Annotated in this window: 19 protein-coding genes; 14 read left to right on the top strand and 5 right to left on the bottom strand. The window is 44.3% G+C overall.

Going from position 1 to position 18,772, the window contains the following annotated elements; genetic code table 11:
- The first annotated feature begins 9 nt into the window (after nucleotides 1-9).
- The 4 genes from GFS24_RS10470 (at nucleotide 10) to GFS24_RS10455 (ending at nucleotide 2,250) form a co-directional block, all read left to right on the top strand.
- Nucleotides 10-444 (top strand): VOC family protein, encoded by a 435-nt coding sequence (locus tag GFS24_RS10470; protein ID WP_216647388.1) that lies wholly within the window; start codon nucleotides 10-12, stop codon nucleotides 442-444.
- A gap of 18 nt (nucleotides 445-462) precedes the next feature.
- Nucleotides 463-843: a tautomerase gene (locus GFS24_RS10465; protein ID WP_153659509.1), complete on the top strand. Its 381-nt coding sequence runs from the start codon at nucleotides 463-465 to the stop codon at nucleotides 841-843.
- 46 nt (nucleotides 844-889) lie between these two features.
- Nucleotides 890-1,636, top strand: coding sequence for an AraC family transcriptional regulator (locus tag GFS24_RS10460; RefSeq protein WP_153659508.1), 747 nt, complete (start codon nucleotides 890-892; stop codon nucleotides 1,634-1,636).
- Between the two features lie 62 nt (nucleotides 1,637-1,698).
- Entirely contained in the window at nucleotides 1,699-2,250 is a 552-nt protein-coding gene (locus GFS24_RS10455; RefSeq protein ID WP_153659507.1) for a dihydrofolate reductase family protein, read from the top strand.
- Here GFS24_RS10455 and GFS24_RS10450 read toward each other — a convergent pair.
- Together GFS24_RS10450 and GFS24_RS10445 are read right to left on the bottom strand one after the other, a co-directional pair.
- Nucleotides 2,247-3,170, bottom strand: coding sequence for a S41 family peptidase (locus tag GFS24_RS10450; RefSeq protein WP_153659506.1), 924 nt, complete (start codon nucleotides 3,168-3,170; stop codon nucleotides 2,247-2,249). The two genes, GFS24_RS10455 and GFS24_RS10450, sit on opposite strands and share 4 nt — an antisense overlap.
- Before the next feature lie 51 nt (nucleotides 3,171-3,221).
- The gene (locus GFS24_RS10445; RefSeq protein ID WP_153659505.1) at nucleotides 3,222-3,992 is read right to left on the bottom strand and encodes an AraC family transcriptional regulator; all 771 of its coding nucleotides are present in this window, start codon (nucleotides 3,990-3,992) and stop codon (nucleotides 3,222-3,224) included.
- An 85-nt stretch (nucleotides 3,993-4,077) separates the two neighbouring features.
- Here GFS24_RS10445 and GFS24_RS10440 point away from each other — a divergent pair, with 85 nt between their 5' ends.
- The 3 genes from GFS24_RS10440 (at nucleotide 4,078) to GFS24_RS10425 (ending at nucleotide 6,069) form a co-directional block, all read left to right on the top strand.
- The gene (locus GFS24_RS10440) at nucleotides 4,078-4,563 is read left to right on the top strand and encodes a hypothetical protein (RefSeq protein WP_153659504.1); all 486 of its coding nucleotides are present in this window, start codon (nucleotides 4,078-4,080) and stop codon (nucleotides 4,561-4,563) included.
- Between the two features lie 250 nt (nucleotides 4,564-4,813).
- Nucleotides 4,814-5,617: a hypothetical protein gene (locus GFS24_RS10430; protein WP_153659502.1), complete on the top strand. Its 804-nt coding sequence runs from the start codon at nucleotides 4,814-4,816 to the stop codon at nucleotides 5,615-5,617.
- Nucleotides 5,614-6,069 (top strand): DUF1772 domain-containing protein, encoded by a 456-nt coding sequence (locus GFS24_RS10425; RefSeq protein WP_153659501.1) that lies wholly within the window; start codon nucleotides 5,614-5,616, stop codon nucleotides 6,067-6,069. The genes GFS24_RS10430 and GFS24_RS10425 overlap by 4 nt, the downstream gene beginning before the upstream one ends.
- Here GFS24_RS10425 and GFS24_RS10420 read toward each other — a convergent pair.
- Nucleotides 6,053-7,036 carry a GlxA family transcriptional regulator gene (locus GFS24_RS10420; protein WP_153659500.1) on the bottom strand — a complete coding sequence of 328 codons (984 nt, stop codon included), beginning with the start codon at nucleotides 7,034-7,036 and terminating at the stop codon, nucleotides 6,053-6,055. The two genes, GFS24_RS10425 and GFS24_RS10420, sit on opposite strands and share 17 nt — an antisense overlap.
- A 119-nt stretch (nucleotides 7,037-7,155) precedes the next feature.
- Between GFS24_RS10420 and GFS24_RS10415 the strand changes: the two genes are divergently transcribed.
- From GFS24_RS10415 to GFS24_RS10405, 3 genes are read left to right on the top strand one after another with little or no spacing between them, the layout of a single operon-like run.
- On the top strand, nucleotides 7,156-7,596 hold the full coding sequence (locus GFS24_RS10415; protein ID WP_153659499.1) for an SRPBCC domain-containing protein: 441 nt from the start codon (nucleotides 7,156-7,158) through the stop codon (nucleotides 7,594-7,596).
- Nucleotides 7,597-7,639: 43 nt separating this feature from the next.
- Complete coding sequence (locus GFS24_RS10410; RefSeq protein WP_153659498.1) at nucleotides 7,640-8,794, top strand: DUF3095 domain-containing protein; 1,155 nt, start codon at nucleotides 7,640-7,642, stop codon at nucleotides 8,792-8,794.
- A 45-nt stretch (nucleotides 8,795-8,839) separates the two neighbouring features.
- The gene (locus GFS24_RS10405) at nucleotides 8,840-9,421 is read left to right on the top strand and encodes a hypothetical protein (RefSeq protein WP_153659497.1); all 582 of its coding nucleotides are present in this window, start codon (nucleotides 8,840-8,842) and stop codon (nucleotides 9,419-9,421) included.
- 53 nt (nucleotides 9,422-9,474) lie between these two features.
- Here the strand turns inward: GFS24_RS10405 and GFS24_RS10400 are convergent, their stop codons facing one another.
- Both GFS24_RS10400 and GFS24_RS10395 read right to left on the bottom strand, forming a co-directional pair.
- Entirely contained in the window at nucleotides 9,475-10,680 is a 1,206-nt protein-coding gene (locus GFS24_RS10400; protein ID WP_153659496.1) for an MFS transporter, read from the bottom strand.
- Nucleotides 10,681-10,753: 73 nt separating this feature from the next.
- The gene (locus GFS24_RS10395; protein WP_153659495.1) at nucleotides 10,754-11,032 is read right to left on the bottom strand and encodes a helix-turn-helix domain-containing protein; all 279 of its coding nucleotides are present in this window, start codon (nucleotides 11,030-11,032) and stop codon (nucleotides 10,754-10,756) included.
- 127 nt (nucleotides 11,033-11,159) lie between these two features.
- On the opposite strand from GFS24_RS10395, the gene GFS24_RS10390 reads away from it, so the two are divergent.
- The 4 genes from GFS24_RS10390 (at nucleotide 11,160) to GFS24_RS10375 (ending at nucleotide 18,760) form a co-directional block, all read left to right on the top strand.
- The gene (locus tag GFS24_RS10390; protein WP_153659494.1) at nucleotides 11,160-13,046 is read left to right on the top strand and encodes a DUF2075 domain-containing protein; all 1,887 of its coding nucleotides are present in this window, start codon (nucleotides 11,160-11,162) and stop codon (nucleotides 13,044-13,046) included.
- Between the two features lies 1 nt (nucleotide 13,047).
- Nucleotides 13,048-13,983 carry a proline dehydrogenase family protein gene (locus GFS24_RS10385; protein ID WP_153659493.1) on the top strand — a complete coding sequence of 312 codons (936 nt, stop codon included), beginning with the start codon at nucleotides 13,048-13,050 and terminating at the stop codon, nucleotides 13,981-13,983.
- 155 nt (nucleotides 13,984-14,138) lie between these two features.
- Nucleotides 14,139-17,228, top strand: a complete 3,090-nt coding sequence (locus tag GFS24_RS10380; RefSeq protein ID WP_153659492.1) for a TonB-dependent receptor — start codon at nucleotides 14,139-14,141, stop codon at nucleotides 17,226-17,228.
- A gap of 14 nt (nucleotides 17,229-17,242) precedes the next feature.
- Entirely contained in the window at nucleotides 17,243-18,760 is a 1,518-nt protein-coding gene (locus GFS24_RS10375) for a RagB/SusD family nutrient uptake outer membrane protein (RefSeq protein WP_153659491.1), read from the top strand.
- Nucleotides 18,761-18,772: the final 12 nt, after the last annotated feature.

Raw genomic sequence — 18,772 nt, 5'->3', positions numbered from 1 at the left:
CTTTGCCTTATGAAACGATTACTCTTATTGCTGACATTTTCTTTTCTCACCATTAACCTGTTTGCACAAATGAAACTGAATGCAGGGATCATCACGTCTAAGATCGCAGAAAGTAAAAAGTTCTATACGGAAGTATTAGGGTTTGGCGTGACCTTTGAAAACGATTTTTATCTTTTACTCCATACGCCGAATAAGCAGGCGGAGATTAGTTTCCTGCTGCCGGAACATGCTTCTCAGCAGCCGTTGTTCAAAACAGCCTTTGCGGGGAAAGGGGTATACCTTACGATTGAAGTGGATAACGTGAACGAGATGTATAAAAAACTGAAGGATAAAAAGGTGGATATCAAAATTGATATCAGGGATGAGCCATGGGGGGATCGTCACTTTGCAATACAGGACCCTAATGGGGTGGGGATAGATATCGTGACTTACTCGCGGCCGTAAAATCGGTATCTTTATGGTATGCCGTATTTACAATTAGATGTGAACGATCATTATCCTGTTGCCACCAAACAATTGCTGGCTAAACGGATGGGGGATATTTATGCTGCTATCATGCAAGCGGACGTGAAGAGGGTTACTGTTACGATCAGGGAATTGGGGGAAGGGGCAGTTTGGCGTTGTTCTGCTGAGGAGCCTGTTCCTGGAGCTTTGCTGATGTGTGATGTTCGTCGTGGCAGGACTGCGGAGACGAGGGCTGCTTTGGCAGAGGCGTTGATTGCTTGTTGTGTGGAGGTGTTGGGAGTGGAGCGGTTGAATGTGGAGTTTACACAGCATGCGGGGGATGAGATGTATCATCCTTTGTTGGGGGGATTGAGTGAGGATTGGAGGGAAGGGGAGTGAGCAGGCTGTTTTCATGGGGAAATCAAATTTACCTTAAATTTAGGTAATGAAAACGCAGTCCATACAGCCGGATCCTTCTGTTGCCGCTTATGTCAGCAATATCCTGGTGATCGAGAACTTCGATCCGTATTGTGATGTAGCGTTGCCACTGATTGCCAATGGGTATCCGAGTATTATCACGCTGAATGGGGAGAATCTTTATTTGTACGGGCAATGTGTTCAGCCTGCTGAGTTTTACCTGAGAGGGCGTTTCATGATGATCGCTTATTTCTTCTATCCGCATACTTTAAAAACATTGTTTGGCTTTGATGCGAAAGAACTTACGGATATCCATATCGATCTGTCTCTTACACAACCTGCCAGGGGCATGCGATTGCAGGAACAACTGGCGGAAACACCTTCTTTGCCTGCACGTTTGCAGTTGCTGGACAGTTATGTAAAAAAGCTGGTGGAGCCTATCTATACGAATAGGGCGGTGCTGTTTGCTACAGATACTATCAGAAGAAGTAATGGATTGGTTCCTTTGAAAGATCTCCAGAACGAACTGCATGTTACGGAGCGTACTTTTCAGCGATTGTTTGAGTCCCATGTAGGAATTCCCCCTAAATTATTCAGTAAGATCTGCCAGTTCAATGCTGCCTTTAACCAGATCAATAACCATCAATTCTCCCGGCTAACGGCAGTGGCCTATCAGTATGGCTATGCAGATCAAAGCCATCTGATCCGCGACTTCCAGAAGTTCACCCATACTTCTCCCACTGATTATTTAAAGCAATCTGCTCCTTACCGGTAATTTGTCGGGTTTGTTCAATTCCACGGTTGCAGGCTGCTGTTACTTTGTAGAAAATTAAAACAATGAGTACAATCGTAGTATCAGCGTGGGTAACGCTAGACGGTATCTTCGATGCAAATTCCATGCATGAATGGTTTAATCCTTTTGACAGCCTGGAACGCCAAAAATATATCCAGGGAAGTATTCTTGGCAGCGATGCCTTACTCCTGGGGCGTATTACTTATGAAATGCTTTCTTCTTACTGGCCTAATCTAAAGAACAACGAAATGGGTGTTGCGGCTAAGTTGAACAGCATGCCGAAGTACGTGGTTTCTTCTTCCCTGAAAAAAGCGGATTGGGAGAATTCAACGATCATCAATGGAGACCTGGTGGCTGCCATCACGAAATTGAAAGAGCAGGAGGGTGGGGAGATTCAGATAGAGGGAAGTGCTACTTTGGTAGAAGCTTTGGCGAAAGCAAACCTGGTGGATGAATTCCGTTTCCTGGTGCACCCTGTGATCATGGGTACAGGTAAACGTTTTTTCAGGGAAGAGATGCAGGCGAAAGGGCTCAAACTGGTGAAGTCCGAGCCTGTTGCGTTAGGAGTTATGTTGCTTTGTTATAAGAGGGCCTAGTGTATTTGTGCTTTAATAAATTTAATCTCTTCTCCCGGCTTTGTAACATGATCAGGTTGTATGCCTTTCTGTTCCCATGATTGATCTGTACCAGGTAATGTGGGGGCTGCTGTAGAGATGGATACAAAGTATTCATCGTTCACCGGGTAGAAGGTATTCATATTAGCGGCTCCTGCAGAAGTCTGACCTATTACGATGGCTCTTTTGTGCGCTTGCAATACATAAGCGAAGGCTTCTGCAGCAGATGCTGTTCTGTTGTTCACCATGATATATACGGGCTTTGTATATTTTTCTTCTGTAAGCCAGGGTACTGTTTTATCTGCTTCAATGCCCCCTGTTCTGCTTTTGAATTCCAGTAGGGGCGTATTCTTCGGCAGGAAATAACTTTCAAAAACGGAACCGATACTACTGCCACCACCACCATTAAACTGAAGATCGATGATCAATGCTTTTGTGTTGGCTACAAAGCGCATGGCGGCATATAGTACAGGCAGGCTTTTTTCAGAGATGTTGATCTCGGAGAGTTTGATGTAACCGATGTTGCCATCTAATATTTTTACTTCGCGGAATCCGTAATTATTTTCAACGGCTTTTGGGCCATAATAGAACAGATCTTCGCTGTCTCCTTCTTCTTTTTTACCTGTATTGGCGGCGGTTTCAGGATCATAACTGAAAAAGAGATGCCCGTCATGGCTATATTCCCTCAGCGTTTTAGTGACCATGGAATCTAAAACTTTTGGAGTAGTGGCATTGCGGAAGGCGCCTGCTTTGTTTTGTGCCAGGAGGTGTGCGGCAATCTTTGCACCTTTTTCTTCAAACACATAATGTTCTTTGATCAGCGCAGCTGTTTTTTCAATGATCTGGGCTTTGGCAAGGCCAGCATTTAATATGAAAATAAGGAGAATGGCGGTTGTTTTCATAGCAGTAAAGGTGCGTCAGTTAAAACGTATAAAATTGTACGTAATTAGCCTTTACAACTGCTGATATTCTTTGGGCCGAAAGCCGGTGCAGGTTTTGAATGCCCTGATGAAATGGCTTTGATCGAAGAAACCGCAATGATAGGCCAGTTCTGTAAGGGACATCTGTTCTTCTTTCATGAGGTCTACGGCTTTTTCTACTCTCAGTTTGCGCATGTATTCACCCAGGGTACAGGAAAAATAACGGGGGAAGTATTTGGAGATGGTTACCGGGTGGATGTCGATAAGGGTGGATAACTCCTGCAGGGAGAGGGATTCATTCCACCGGTCGTGGAGCAGGTTCCGTAACTGATCTATCCAGGGTGGCCTGTTTTTGGAGCCTTTATTGCTGAAAAGGTGCAGGAGCATGGCTTCAATGGAGGTTTGACTGGAAGGGCCTGCAATTTTGCTTTCCTGGTATATTTTTAAGAGGGATAGTTTGAGGTCCGGAGAGTGTTGTAAATGGGAGAAATTGAGCTGAAAACGGGAGAGGAAGGCATCTTCAATTTCAAGATTGATGTTCCGGGAGGGATGTTGGGTATGCATATTCCGGTGCAGTTCGCCTTCATTATAGCGTAATATAGCGCCCGGACTGGCAGTGATCTCCTCTTGTTTCCTTTGCTCCCTGTTGCCACCTTTCAGGATCAGGGTGATATGGTGGTTCTCGTGACAATGCCAGCCCTCAAATACCTTTTGATGGTAGATGGTTTCACTGATGGTGAGTCCCCCGGTACTAAAGCTGTGAACATTAGTACCCAGATATCTGGATCTTTCTAGTCGCAACATATCCTAAATATAACGATAAAGCTTTGCATCTCCTATTTTGAGCCTATGTGAAGCCTATGTCAGATTTATTTCTTATCTTCGGGTTATGGCTATAATAGATAATATAATCATGAAGGGTGCCCAGGGCAAATTCGGCAAGGAAGTGGTGTTCCGGCAAAGGAACGGGAAAACGATCATGTGTAAGGTGCCGAAACCTTATCCCCCTAAAACACCTACACAGGTGGCTAATCAGGAGCGTTTTGCCAAAGCTAACGCTTTTGCCAAGGCTGCTATTGCAGATCCTGTAAAGAAAGCTCAGTACCAAAAACGGGCCAATCCTGGTCAGTCTGCCTACAATGTTGCTTTTGTGGATGCTTTTCATGGGGCAGCGATCAGTGAGGTGAGTGTTTCCGATAAAGTGGTGACGGTGAAGATGCGGAATGATCACAGTGTGAAGGAAGTAAAGGTAGATGGGGAGCTGGCCACGTTTAATAAGAAAAAGGAAGTATGGGAATATGTGACGAAGAAGAAGGCGCGTAAGGTGGAGGCGTTTGATGTGATGGGGAATGTAGTGGTGAAGGAGATTGGTTAAAATTACTTAAGTGCAGGATCAATATTTTCCAATTATTTCTTTAACTTTATGATATGTCAAATGTGAAAATTTCAAAAAAGGGTAGAATCGTACTGAGGAATACCCAGATATCTGATGCTATTGCAAAGGCGATCGTAGCCAGTGAGGGGAAATCCGGCGTTTCCGGAAGGAACATCTCTGTTGCCATTGATGCCGGGAGAAAAATTAATATCAGAATTAACTCTTAGGAGTTTACTGAAACGCTATATCCATGAATGTTGCCCTGAGTGCAGTACTGATCTTCATTCTGCTCATCCCCCCACTTGCTTTATACCTTTCTTATTCGTTCGGCAGATTTCCTAAAGCCGGTCCCAAATTCACCTTATTAGAAGGTTTAATGGCTTCCGCTGTTTTCTCCTTATTGATACATTCTATCGCCGTTATATTCATTTCAAAAGAGATCCGCTTTGATATACTCGCTTTAATTTCCGGTGGTGATCTTAAATCCTTTGATACGAAGGTTTCCAATGCTGCCTTTAAATCGTTGTTGACGGGTTTTGCTTTCTATAACCTGGTGCTGTTGGTCTGCTCCATTGTATTAGGTCGTGGATTACGGTGGCTGGTGGTTAAGTTTTCTCTTCATTCAAAGTACGAACTTTTCAGGTTATATAACAGGTGGTATTATTATTTCAACAGGTACAAACCGGAAGGGGATGATTTTGATGTGATCTTTGTGGATGCCCTGGTGAATGTAAAAGAAGGTACGATGATCTATTCTGGTTTCCTGGTGGATTTTGATTGTGAAGGTGAAGTGCTGAACCAGATCTATCTTAAAAACGTCATAAAAAGGGATTTTAAGACACATGTGACAGGGGAAGATGGCAATCCACGAATGATCAATGAACCAGATGAGCAAAAAAAGATTAAAGGACATAGTTTATGTCTCCCCTACGAGAACATCATCAACCTGAACATACATTTTATATCCTATCTGGAAGATGAAAGTGAACTGGAGGAATTGACGTATCATGCAACAGACTACCCAGACCGAGACCAACTAGAGTTATTTTCATGAAAATCTTTACACAGTTTATCGCATTAATTGCTACAGGTCTTCTTGCAGGCTGTTTCTTTTATGGTGCTGTTAATCTAGTCCCTGCCTTTTATGAAGTACCCGTCAACGTACACCTCATCTTTCGTGTACAATTAATGAATCATAATGGGGTTACGGTACAAACTTTAATGGGACTCTCTATTATAACGCCATTGATATATGCCTGGTTGTTCCGGAAAGATAAGAATTTTGCAATCCTTGCAGCCCTGCTGGCATTGACGGCTTTACTGGTAACGCGGTTCGGCAATGTGCCCATCAACCAGATCATGAGGACCTGGACACCTGATACGCCACCTGAAAACTGGCGGGCTATCTTACAGCGATGGGACTTTTTTAACCTGATCCGTACGGTGGCGGGTATTGGTTCTTTTGTTTCCATGCTCATCGCTACTCATCTCAATAATTCTCGCTAACAGCCGCATCTTTGTTATACCTGTTCCTGTAATCCAGCGGAGATAATCCGGTGATCTTTTTGAAGAGATCGCGGAAGGTTTTGATATCTACATACCCAACATCATACATTACTTCATTGATGGTTTTCCGGCCGGATTCCAGTGATTTTTTGGCGATCTCTATTTTCACCCTTTGCTGATATTCTATGGGCGTATTGCCGGTTGCTTTGATAAAACGGCGATCGAAATTACGCCTGCTGATAGAAAGGCTGGTGGCCAGTTCATCCATGGAGATCTTTTCTGAGAGATTGCTTTCCAGGTAGGCCTGTGCTTTCCTGATCTCTTCGTCCGAATGATCTTTCTGGCCGTTGAAAATAGTGAAGGGAGACTGGCTGCTGCGGTCTATATCCACCTGGAATACCTTTGAGCAGAAGATGGCGGTTGGCCTGTCGTAATACTTCTCTACGAGGTATAACATGAGATTGAGGAAAGAATAGGCGCCACCATTGGTGTAAATTCCCTGCTCATCTGTGATCAGTTTATCTGTTTGCAGATCTACGCCAGGGAATAATTCCGAAAATTTGGCGGCTACATTCCAGTGGGTGGAGCAGATCCTGCCTTCCAGTAATCCTGTGGAGGCCAGCAGGAATGCACCGGTGCAAATGCTGGCTACTTCTGCGCCTAGTTTATATTGCTGGCGGATCCAGTCGATGGCTTCTTTGTTCTTTGCCAGTACGCTGGGGATATTGTCGTGGGACATGGCGGGTATGATGATCAGGTCCGTCTGTTTGATATTGCGGATGTGTGTATGCGGCCGGATGGAAAATGCGCCATCGTAGAGATCTACCTGGTCTGTAACACCGGCGAGTTGTACACGGAAAACTTCCTTCTTATAGAAGGCATTGGCTTTAATAAAGAACTTATAAGGTCCTATTACGCTGCTTAGATTATCCTGTGCTTCCGGAATGAGGATGGTTACTGATCTCATACTATGAATTTGAAACAAAGTTAGGGTATAATTCTGGCCAAATGTCCCCGTTGTATTGTCTTATCAACACCCCGTCAGTTACAATGGCAGCCATTAATTTCGTATAAAAATATCATTTTATGGTTGCTACAGATTATAAGAACAGCATGGCTGTCAGCGTTACGCCGGACGTGGTTTTTTCTGCCATTACAACCGGTATTCAGGAATGGTGGTCTGAAGATTATTCAGGCACTGCCGCTAAGGTGAATGATGAATTTACGGTACGTTTTAAAGGGCGTAATCTTATTAAGATGCGCGTTGCTGCGATGGTTCCCAACAGCAAGGTGACCTGGGAATGTGTTGATTTTTATATAGATGTGCCGGATGTGGAAGATAAAAAGGAATGGATAGGGATGAAGGTATTCTGGGAGATCGGTCCTTCCAGCCTGGTGATGACACATGAAGGGTTAACGCAGGAAGTTGAATGTTTTAAATACTGCGAAGGTGGCTGGGCGCATTACCTGGGGAGTTTGAAGCAGTTGCTGGATGGGGGAGTTGGGAATCCTTATAAAGCGGCATAAGTAATCTGCCGGCTGTCCGTAATTTATCTTAAATTTCGGGTGCATGTCAGAAAATAACGCACAATTTTATTCCCGTTTACCGGTAAACCGTATTGCGCTCAGCGATCTTTTAACGGAGGATCATTTATTCTATAATGTTCCGGAGGATTGGCACGTGATCATCACGGATATTAAAAGTTCTACTGCAGCCGTACAAGGTGGTTTGCATGAAACCGTGAACCTGATTGCCACCGGCAGTATTGTGGCGGTGCTGAACATCAGCTATAAAGCAAATATCACGATCCCCTTTTTCTTTGGAGGTGACGGGGCTACTTTCATTGTGCCGCCTGCTGTTGTGGATACCGCCATGCGTGCATTACAGTTGTACAGGAAAAATATGCAGCAGGATTTTAATCTTGAATTGCGTGCAGGTACAGTACCGGTTAAAGAGATCTATGCACAGGGGCATGAATTGAAGGTCACTAAATTCAGCAGTTCAGGTAATTTTTCTATTCCGATTATATTGGGAGATGGATTGAACTATGCGGAGAAAGTGATCAAGGGAGAAGATTACCTGCTGGCTGAACTGGGCGCTCCTGATCATGAGCTGGACCTTACCGGAATGATGTGCAGGTGGGATAAGATCAAACCACCGGAGATCAATTTTGAGGTGGTGACCTTACTGGCTATTGCTGCGGAGGGGGCTAAACAATCCACTGCCTATAAAAAGGTGATCTCTGCTATTGATGAGATCTATGGTACGCCGCAGAAGAGGCAACCTATCTCTGTTTCAAAACTTAAACTGAAAAGTACATATGCTGCTATCAAACTTGAAATGCGTTTGAAGTCCGGCAATATGAAGATGTTTAAACTGATACAGGATTGGTTCACAGCATTACTGGGATTCATTTACTTTAAGACAAAAAACGGAAAGAATTATCTGAACCGTTTGGTGGAGATGTCTGATACATTGGTGGTGGATGGTAAGATCAATACGGTGATCACGGGAACAGAGCAGCAGCGTTTGCTTTTGCAGGAGGCGTTGAATGCATTGGAGGAAGCGGGAGAGATCAAGTATGCGCTTTACGTTAGTAAGGAATCTGTGATGTCCTGTTATGTGCGTGACCTGAAAGATGATCATATTCATTTTGTGGATGGGGCAGAAGGGGGATATACAAAGGCGGCGGGCGTGTTGAAACTGAAGCTGAAGAAAGTGTAAGACGGCATGTTAATTGTTCTTTGATAGGATCAAAACCTTTGTTTTATGATCTATCCACGTAAATTCCTGTTTAGTTGTTTATGCCTCGGCGTTCTTGCCTGTAACAACAATAACTCAAAACAAGCTTCTTCTACTTCTATTCCTGCAACAGAAGATACATTGGCCCAGATGCCTGGCAGCGGAGCTAAAACGTCTGTAAGTACAGATGAGCAGTTGTTCAAGACGGCTTTCGGCAGTTTTAAAACAGCTGTAGAGCAGAATGACGAAGAGCAAGTGAAAAGTAAGGTGAATTTTCCTTTGCCAACATCTAAGGATGATGTGAAAGGGGGAGAATTGAGTGCGAGGGATTTTCATTCGGGCTATAATCATATTTTCAATGCAGATGTGAGGAGGTTATTACCCAAAGCGGGGGATGATAATATAGCGGAGGTGGATACGAATAACCAGGAAGCATATTATCAGCAGCTGCGGCAGATGGCAGATAAAGATAGTAAGCTGTTTGAAGTGTATACGCAGTTCCCTGAGAAAAATACAAATGCGGAAAGTTATTTTGGGTTTGTGTTCGGGAAGGTGAAAGGGGAGTATAAAGCGGTGGGGTATTATTCCAAATGGCCTGTTAAGAATTAAACTAATGATAGTTCCGTGAAAACCTTTGCAGGCCTTCACGGAACATCATTCACCTAGTCCTCTGCAAGTTCAAAAACAGGTTCTCTTTCCAACGCCACTTCTTCTTCTGCAACCTCTTCTGCTTCCTGCGTTTTCTTCACATGTACAAAAGTTAATCCAAAGGCTACAGCAAACAGGACGATACTGATCCAGATCACCTGTTGAATACCGTAGTTTATTATAATAAAACCACCCAGTAATGAACCCAGCGTTACACCTGCATTCCCAAAGGAAACCATCAGGCTGGCTGCGAGTTCGGGGGCTTCAGGCGCTTCGGATGTGGAGCGCGTTTGCCCAATTAAAAATCCCCCGGTATGAATGAATCCCCAGATGGATATGATAATAGCCATCGGTACAAACAATCCGCCAAATGTATAGGCCATCATATGGACTAATACAAGTGAAAGCAGGAACACCCTGGTGGTGAGTAGTACATTTTTACTGAGTGCAATCCCTGTGAGCCAGTTGCCTACGATACCGGTTGTACCGAATAGTAACAGCATCAGGCTGATATGCGCGCCACTCATGTGAGAGATCTTTCCTAAAAACTCCGCGAGGTAACCAAAGGTGGCAAACATACCGGCGATCATGATCAATGTGGCGCCAAGGTTTACCCAGAGCTGTGGTTTGCGTAATATCTTCAATTGATTTTCCGGTGTTACATTTTCCTTTACGGGCATGGAAGGAATGAATGCCATCAGTCCCGCAAGCGCAATCAAATTGATGAGGCCGGAGAGGATGAAGGATGCCTGCCAGTTATACAATTCTGCTACGTACGTAGTGATAGGAACTCCTAATACAGCAGCAACACTCAATCCGCCTAATACAACAGACACGGCTTTGGGCGCATCTTTGGGCTCCACTTGTTTAGATGCTGCTACGGTGGCTACTGCCCAAAAAACAGGATGTAAAAATGCGGGAAGTATCCGCGCAATCATCAACACGGTAAAGTTAGGTGCGAGTGCAGACATGATATTGGACAGCACGAAAATAGCCAGTACAAGACACATCATCAGCTTACGGTTGATCTTTGATGTAAGCATGACGGAGAAGGGGCCTGTTAAAGCAATCGTCAATGCAAATCCACTTAACAGCCATCCAGCCGTATCAATAGAAACGTTAAATTCTTTTGCGATGGTGGGCATGATGCCAATCACACCAAATTCTGTGGTGATGATCCCAAAGGCGCCAAGGGCCAGTATATAGATCGACTTCTTCATAAATTCAAACATTCAAATGTTTCGATATTTCTATCGTTAGTTAATTAATCGGGTCTGTTCTTAGAGGTCTATATTAGCTTTTCAGTGCGCTAAGAAATTTGATGTAATCATCCAGGACGGACTGGTTTAATAGATACTTCAGGTTACGGCCTTCTTTTTCCGGGATGAGAAGGTCTGCGTCCACCAATTGTTTCAGATGATGGGAAATGGAGGGTTGGGCCAGATCCAGGAAATCATGTACTTCGGTGCAGTATAAACAGTCGTCTTTCTTCTTCTTGAACTTCTCGAGAATAGCAATCCTGCTTGAGTCGCTCAAGGCTTTAGAGATCTTTTCAAATTTTTTACTGTCCATACTTCCTCCTTAATACACTGCAAATATAAATAGATATATCGAAATGTATAAATCTTTTTTTGTGGCCGAAGTCTTGTTTGATTTTCAATGCGTTATGCTCTCAATGGAAATTTCGATATATTAGTAGATGCCCATTTATAACGAGAACGCGGATGATTTCATCAAGGATGTAAGGGAGAATAAGATTGCCCGGATACTGAAAGGCAACAGCGAGGGGAAGCCCGGTCAGCCTGAAGTGAACTCATGGAATAATTCCCTCTCTAAAGTGAGGGACCTGATAGAGCTGGCCGGATTGAAGGACTGTTATGTCGCCCTGGAATATACCTTGCCCTATAATCGAACGAGGATAGATTGTTTGTTATTTGGTAAAGGAGAAAATGGGGAAAGTAATGTGGTGCTGCTGGAGTTAAAACAGTGGAGCGCTGCCAGGGCCACAGAAGATGAAGGGAATTTTGTGATGACCTATACAGGTGGTAGGGAGCGGCTTGTTTCTCATCCTTCCCAGCAGGTGAAAGGGTATCATAATAATTTAAAGGAATTTATTACTGCATTTGGAGGAAATACCCCTGCCATACATCTGCATAGTTTTGTATACTGTCACAATTATATAAAGGCAGAGGACAGCGGATTGTTTGATCCAATATATAAAAAACTGTTTGATGAATTCCTTATCTACGCAGATGAGGATACCATGGCGCTTGCGGAGAAACTAAAAACATTGTTATCAGCAGGAGAGGGAAAAGCTGTTCATTACGGCTTTATGGGGGCCGAGGTGGTGGCTTCGAAGAAATTACTGGAAAATGCAAATAACATTATTGCGGACGAAAAACTTCTGGCGCTGTTGAATGAACAGCTGGTAGCGAAAAACACGATCTGGTCTAAAGTCCGAAAGGCTGAAAGAACGAAAACAAAGTCTGTTATCATTGTACACGGCGGGCCTGGAACGGGGAAATCTGCTATTGCCATTAATGTACTGGCAGAAATGGCTGCACGCAGAAAAGCAGGGAGGGTGCGGTATAAAGTTTATTATGCCTGTAAATCTAAATCGTTCATCAATGGTTTGAGATACCTGACAGGGGATAAGGCGAGACCTTTCTTCTCCAATCTTTACCGGTTCATACCATCAAAAACGAAGGAGAATGAATTGGACCTGCTCCTGGTGGATGAAGCACACCGGATAGAAAACAGCAGTAATCATCAGATGACGAAAGAAGCGGACAAAACAGATATGCCGCAGATAGATCAATTGGTGAGGTGTGCAAAAACAGCAGTCTTTTTTATAGATGACAGGCAGAATGTGCGTTCGCAGGAGATCGGGCATTCCGAATTGATCCGGGAGGCGGCGCGGAAGTATAATTGTACGATCAGTGAGATCACGCTGGAGACGCAATTCAGGTGTATGGGGTCCAATGATTATATATTGTGGCTGGAGGCAGCGTTGGGATATACAGACGAAAAAAGGGAATTAAAAAAGAACGAGGTCTTTGATTTTCAGATACTTTCTTCTCCACAGGTCATTTACGATGAATTGCAGAAGAAAGAAAATAAAAACCCCAATTCCGCCAGGCTCACAGCGGGGTTTTGCTGGCCCTGGAGTAAACAGCTGGATGAAAATGGTGCGTTGATAAAGGATGTCAGGATCGGCGATTTTGCTATGCCATGGGAAACATCAGATAAAATAGAAACGCCGCCTGCGGGATATGTGCAGTGGTGGGAGTGGGCTTATCTTCCGGAAGGATTTAAACAGGTGGGTTGCATTTATACGTCACAGGGATTTGAATTTGATTACATCGGCGTGATAATTGGAGATGATCTTTATTATGATACGGCTGCAGGTAAGCTCAAAGCCAACATCAATGCCAACAGGGATTACATGCTTACTATAAAGCCGGAGAATTTTGAGATGTACGTGAAGAATATTTACCGCACCCTTTTAACAAGAGCGATGAAAGGGTGTTTTGTATATTTCGTAAATAAAGAAACAGAATCTTATTTCAGAAGCTTAATGGAATAATATGCACTACGATGCCAATCTACTTGACCAGGTAGCCGTTGCATTACGCAAAGCGGCTTTAAATGAGGATGCGAAAGCATACCTGCTTGCCAATAAGGAATTGAACGCCTTATTTAAAAAAGGAGCTAAGCGATACCTTGGGGGTGATAACCTGCAGGAGCTGCTTCCTGCCGTTAAAGGGTTAAATGCCCGCGGATTTGCCTGTGCAACAGATTTTATGGGAGAAAGTATCAGAAAGGAGGCAGAAGCCAACGAGGCTACAGAGGAATTCCTGCGTTTATGTGCGGGCATTAAAGAACAGGGGCTGAATAGTTCTATTTCGCTAGACCTTTCCCATATTGGTTTGATCGTGGATAAAGAACTGGCCACACATAACCTGTCCAGGATCTGTGAAGCTGCCGGGGAAGTGGTGATCAGTGCGGAAGGGATTGACAGAACGGATAGCATTCATGAGATCTACAAATCCCTCAGTGCAAAGTATCCGCATTTATGCATCACAGTGCAGGCTTATCTGCACAGAACTAAAAACGACCTGCAGGAATTACAAAAACTACCGAATAAGATCCGGCTGGTGAAAGGAGCTTATGATGTGCCGGAACATGATGCGCACAAGAGAGGGCAGCAGTTGAATAAAGTGTACCTGGATTATGTGCATGGGTTGTTATCCTCTAATCATGCCTGTTCTATTGCCACACATGATGGCGCAATCCATGAAGGCGTAAAGGAAATGCTGCTTACTATCCGGCCTGATAAAGAAAAGTATGAATTTGAAAGTTTACTCGGTATTGAAAATGACCGGTTGGCTGCATTAAAGGACGAAGGGCATCGTTGCCGGATCTACGTTGTATATGGGCAGGAATGGTATCTCTACCTGATGAACAGGGTAGCGGAATACCCGCTGAGCATCTTCCAGGTGCTGCTGGATATTATGTCGTAATATATTTTTTTTAACCCCCGCTAGCATAATTCAAATATTCCTATTACTTTTATCCTATCAAATTAGTAGACTAGTAAATAACCAACATTAAATCCTTCACATAACGTAGGCCCGGAGTGATCAAACGGGCTGGCGAACTAAATTTCCATGTCATCATGTATCCAACATTAAAAAAATGTTGCCTGGCGGCTGCATGCTTTACTGTGCTGCAGAATATTGCATTTGCAGAAAGTACTGTTTACGGGAAAGGCAATATTCCTATTACAATTTATCAGCAAAAAAAGATCAACGGTACGGTTTCCGGTACTGATGGAGAAAAGCTGCCGGGTGTGAGTATCCGTATTAAAGGAACCGGAAGGGGCACGCTCAGTGGCCCTGATGGAACATTCAGTATCATTTTGCCGGATGGGCCTGCTACGCTGGTATTTACTTATACAGGTTATGTTTCGCAGGAAGTAGCCGTTAAAGATGGTTCGGCTATTCATGTTACACTGCAAACCAGCACGGGGGAATTGGGAGAAGTAGTGGTAGTAGGGTATGGGCAACAAAAGCGTACCAGTCTTACAGGATCTGTAGCCTCTCTTGATCAGAAAGCATTGGCCAACCGGCCTATTACCAATGCCTCACAGGCTTTGCAGGGTTTGCCGGGTGTTTATGTGAATCAAACGAAAGGCAGGCCTGGAGCAGATGGTGCCAATATCAGGATCCGCGGGGTAGGAACACTTAACAACAATAACCCGCTGGTGCTGGTAGATGGTATTGAATTTCCGCTGAGCGATGTGAACCCTTCCGATATTGAAAGCATCACTGTGCTGAAAGATGCCGCTTCTGCTGCCATCTATGGTAACCGTGCAGCCAATGGTGTTGTATTAGTGAAAACAAAATCAGGTAAGGCGGGTAAATTCCGGCTGGATTATAACGGCTATACGGGTGTGCAGGAAGCAGTGCAATTGCCTTCACTGGTGACGAATGCAGTGGAGTATATGGAAGGAAAGAACCGTGCTTTGGCGAATGAAGGAAAACCGGCAGAGTATGTACAGTCTCTGATCGATGAATATAAAGCAGGTACTGACCCCTATATTTATCCGAATACGGATTGGTTCGGCATCATGTTCCGCAATGCAAAGATCCAGGAACATAACCTGCGTTTCTCTGGTGGCAATGAAAAAACAACTTTCTCTGTTTCTCTTGGTTATCTTGATCAGGAGGGTATTATGATCAATTCCGGGGCCAAAAAATATAGTATCAGTTCCAATGTTATATCGGACATCAACCCCAAATTAAAGATCGGCGCTAACCTGCTGGGTACTTACTGGGATAGCGAGGAAAGTGCTTATACCTCTGATGAGAGTAATGGGGAAGGAGGGCTGATGGGGTTGATCTATCGCGGTTTGCCCATGCAAACGGCCTATGCAAAAGATGGTACTTATGCTGATCAGTGGGTGCGTGTTCCAGGACATAATTTCTTCCGTAATCCATTGGCACTTGCCAAGGAGGGTTTTCATCAGAACGCTACATTCCGTGCATTGGCCAGTCTCTTCCTGGAATATCAATTGCCATTTGGTATCCGGTATAAAACTACGGTGGCTGCAAATCTGCAATATGGCCGTGAGAAGTTTGTGAATCCGCTGATCAATCTCACCAATCCCAAAACGGGTGCTATTGCTCCCATGGGTAACATACCTGCACGGGGTATTACACAAACAAGCAGGGACGGTATTAATCTCACCAACTTTCATACACTCAGCTATGATAAACAACTGGGCAAACATCACTTAGGGGCGCTGGCTGGTTTTAGTGTGGAACGTTTTAATGATGCGGATTTTACGGCTTCCAACCAGGGTTATCTTGGCAATGAGATCACGGAGTTAAATGGTGGCAGTAATACGCCGGCGGTGAATGGTAAATCATCACAATCAAGACTGGTTTCTTATTTCGGCAGGGTGAATTATGATTATAACGGGAAATACCTCGCAGAGGCCAGTTTCAGGTATGATGGATCTTCGCGTTTTGCGGCGGGGAAACGTTGGGGTTTCTTTCCTTCCCTTTCAGCAGGATGGCGGATCAGCGAGGAGGATTTCCTGAAAAATAATAATACCATTTCTAACCTGAAATTACGTGCATCTTGGGGGCGACTGGGTAATCAAAACATTCCGCTGTTCAGTTACGTAGATGCGGTAAGCATTGGCAGGAACTATAGTTTTTCCGGTACTATTGTGAGTGGTGCTGCTGTATCACAAGTGGCTGATCCTTCTGTATCATGGGAAACCACTACTATTACCAATGCAGGATTGGACATTGGCTTATTCAAAAATACACTCACGCTGGAAGTAGATGTATTCAACAAAGTAACGGATGACATCCTCCGCCAGATAAATGTTCCGGCGCAGGTAGGCAGGCTTGCCGGTCCTTATCGTAACATTGGGTCTGTGAGCAATAAAGGTTTTGAGATCACAGCAGCATACCGGAATAAGATAGGGGAGTTGGGCTATAACCTTGGCGCCAACGTTGCTTATCTTAAAAACAAAGTGACGGATCTGGCTGGTGCTGTGTACATTGATGGTAATACCATTATCCGTGAAGGTGCAGCCATTGATGCTTTTTATGGGCTTCAGGCGATTGGTATTTTCCAATCAGACGCTGAGATCCAAAACGCTCCAAAGCAAAACGCCGTTACGAAACCGGGAGACATTAAGTACCTGGATGCGGATAATAACAAGGTGATCGATAATAACGATCGTGTGATCATTGGAAACAGCATTCCTGATTATACCTACAGTTTTACACTGGGATTAAATTACAAAGGCATTGAGCTTTCAGGTTTCTTCCAGGGTGTGAAGAACACGGCTACTTACCTGACAGGGAACCTTGCACAACCTTACAAAAATGGCGCAGGCGTTACACCTGAATGGCTAACGGATTCCTGGACACCAGAAAATCCTAATGCCCGGTTGCCAAGGCTGACCACCTCTAATGGTTATCCTCAGAATTTCCAGACATCCAGTTTCTGGATACAGGATGCTTCTTATCTGCGGCTGAAGAATATTCAACTCAGTTATGATCTGCCGGCAAGGTGGTTAAAGGTGGCTGGTATTCAACAACTGAAGGTTTTTGTGAACGCGCAGAACTGGATCACTTTCACTGATTTCAAACTGGGTGATCCGGAACGTAATCTTACAAAGGGGAATGTTATTGATTACCCGATCTCTAAAACAGCCACTGCTGGCATAAATCTTACACTCTGATCAACATTGCTGTCATGAAAAAACAACTCATTATATTCTCCTTCATCGCTCTACTGGCAAGTGCCTGTGGGGATGCTTTCCTGGATGTGGAACCAACGGACCGCTTTACCAATGATACTTACTGGAAAAACAGGGAACATGCAGAAGCTGCACTGAATGCTACTTATGCAGTTTTGCTGGAAGACGGCATCTACGGTAACAATGTATCGGTAATGTATGAAACGGCTTCTCCCAATGCTTATAACTATAATAACAACAATGGTTTTAATAACCTTGCGCAGGGTGTGCATGATGCTGCTAACACTGCTGTAGTGAACAATACCTGGCGGAATGCTTATCTGGGCATTGGTCGTGCTAATACATTGTTAGCACGCATAGATGGAGTATCTATGGACAGTACATTGAAAAGAAGATTTAAAGCGGAAGCGAAATTCCTGCGGGCGGTTTTCTATTTCCCGCTCTGGAACCTTTACCAGGGTGCACCCCTGATATTGGAGGAACCTGATTATGCAAAACAGGCATCACTTCCCCGCAATGATACAAATAGTATAAAGGCACAGATCATTAAAGACCTGGATGAAGCTGCTGCAGATCTTCCTCTTTCTTTCACCGGAACAGATAAAGGCAGGGCTACCAAAGGAGCGGCACTGGCTTTTAAAGCAAAGGTACTATTATATGCAGGGGAGTGGGAGGCCGCTGCCAATGCAGCTAAAGCGGTGATCGATGCAAAAACTTATACGCTGTATCCGGATTATCGTGCATTATTTTACCTCGAAAATGAAGGCAACCAGGAAGTGATCTTTGATGCACAGTTTAAGTTCCCTGAATTTACACACGGCATGGATATAGCTTTGGATGAATTTAATACGGTGGCGCCGTTGCCGAATGTGGTGGATGATTACTATGCAAAGGATGGTTTGCCTATTAGCCAGTCTCCCTTGTACAATCCGGCCAAACCATACGAAAACCGCGATCCCCGGCTCACTGCCACTTATACAGTGATAGGCAGTAATTACAAAGGAGCGGTGGTTAAAGAAGGGCAATATCCCCGTACGGGTTATGGTCAGAAAAAATACACGATCTATAAAGATGATATCAAACCGGCGATAACGCTGGCAGCCGGACAGTCCGAACTGAATTATATTGTGTTGCGGTATGCGGATGTATTACTGATGTTTGCCGAAGCACAGAATGAAGCTTTTGGTCCCGGGCCATTGATAGATGATGCTTTACACAAGATCCGCTTCCGGGCCGGCATGCCTGATATTACGGCTGGTTTGGGGAAAGATGCCCTGCGTGCAGAGATCCGGCATGAAAGGAGAATAGAGCTGGCGGGAGAAGGATTGTACTACTTTGATATCCGTCGCTGGAGAACGGCAGAAAAGGAAATGAATACCGATATTTACAATTATAAAACGCAGCGGATAGATACGCGCAGGTTTAATGCACAACGCGATTACCGCTGGCCCGTTCCTTCCGTAGCAATACAGGAGAACCCTAAGCTCGAACAGAATCCACAGTATGGTAAATAATAAACTAACATC

The sequence above is a fragment of the Chitinophaga sp. SYP-B3965 genome (assembly GCF_009647655.1).
Taxonomy (GTDB): Bacteria; Bacteroidota; Bacteroidia; order Chitinophagales; family Chitinophagaceae; genus Chitinophaga.
Note: the sequence above shows the minus strand (reverse complement) of the source record. Positions and strands in the feature narration are given on the sequence as shown.